This window comes from Bacillus alveayuensis (assembly GCA_030812955.1).
GTDB classification, from domain to species: domain Bacteria; phylum Bacillota; class Bacilli; order Bacillales; family Aeribacillaceae; genus Bacillus_CB; species Bacillus_CB alveayuensis.
Map to the genome: position 1 here is coordinate 1 of JAUSTR010000054.1, position 1,262 is coordinate 1,262.

At 50.9% G+C, this 1,262-nt stretch carries 2 tRNA genes and 1 rRNA gene; all 3 read left to right on the forward strand.

The features are described 5' to 3' along the window. The first annotated feature begins 112 nt into the window (after positions 1 to 112). Positions 113 to 189, forward strand: a tRNA-Ile gene (locus J2S06_RS16065). Between the two features lie 5 nt (positions 190 to 194). Next, positions 195 to 270: transfer RNA gene (locus J2S06_RS16070), tRNA-Ala, on the forward strand. Between the two features lie 405 nt (positions 271 to 675). After that, a 23S ribosomal RNA gene (locus J2S06_RS16075) occupies positions 676 to 1,262 on the forward strand; the annotation flags it as partial.

Sequence of the window (1,262 nt, forward strand, 5' to 3'; positions counted from 1 at the left end):
CGGAAGGTGCGGCTGGATCACCTCCTTTCTAAGGAAGATAACGTTTAAAAAAGGAACGCTTCCCGTTTTGTTTAGTTTTGAGAGATCATTCTCTCGAAATATAAGTAGAGATGGGCCTGTAGCTCAGCTGGTTAGAGCGCACGCCTGATAAGCGTGAGGTCGGTGGTTCAAGTCCACTCAGGCCCACCATCTCTGGGGCCTTAGCTCAGCTGGGAGAGCGCCTGCTTTGCACGCAGGAGGTCAGCGGTTCGATCCCGCTAGGCTCCACCATATCACGACATACAAGATTCATCATTTCATTCACCTAATAGAGGCAAATTAGGAACGAGCCGTTCATTATTTGCCGAATGGTTCTTTGAAAACTAGATAACGTAAAGTGTAAATGTAAGGTTTCACTGAAATACGCTCATTTTAGGAATGAAAGGGAAATGAGAAGCGAGTGCTTCGAGGAAGCGAGCGAGTGAAGACCGGAGTGTACACAGTCGTACATGAGGATCTGAACGAGCGAAGCTGACAAAGAAGAACGACGCTGATCATTTGCCGGACAAAAGACAAATAAGCAGCGAGAAGTGCAAGGCGGCGAGTCTCTGAGCAACGGAGTGTACGTTTGTAGGGTACATGAGTAGCGCAAGAGACGAAGCCAACACAGCCATTCGACGCTGATCATTTGTCGACGGTTAAGTTACAAAGGGCGCACGGTGGATGCCTTGGCACTAGGAGCCGATGAAGGACGGGACTAACACCGATATGCTTCGGGGAGCTGTAAGTAAGCGTAGATCCGGAGATTTCCGAATGGGGGAACCCACTGCTCGTAATGGAGCAGTATCCATGTCTGAATCCATAGGGCATGGAGGGCACACCCGGGGAACTGAAACATCTAAGTACCCGGAGGAGAAGAAAGCAAATGCGATTTCCTGAGTAGCGGCGAGCGAAACGGAAACAGCCCAAACCAAGAGGTAAGCCTCTTGGGGTTGTAGGACACTCGAAGTGGAGTGACAAAGGAACGAGGTAGACGAAGAGGTCTGGAAAGGCCCGTCAGAGAAGGTAAAAACCCTGTAGTCGAAACTTCGTTCCCTCCCGAGTGGATCCTGAGTACGGCGGGACACGTGAAATCCCGTCGGAAGCAGGGAGGACCATCTCCCAAGGCTAAATACTCCCTAGTGACCGATAGTGAACCAGTACCGTGAGGGAAAGGTGAAAAGCACCCCGGGAGGGGAGTGAAAGAGAACCTGAAACCGTGTGCCTACAAGTAGTCAGAGCCC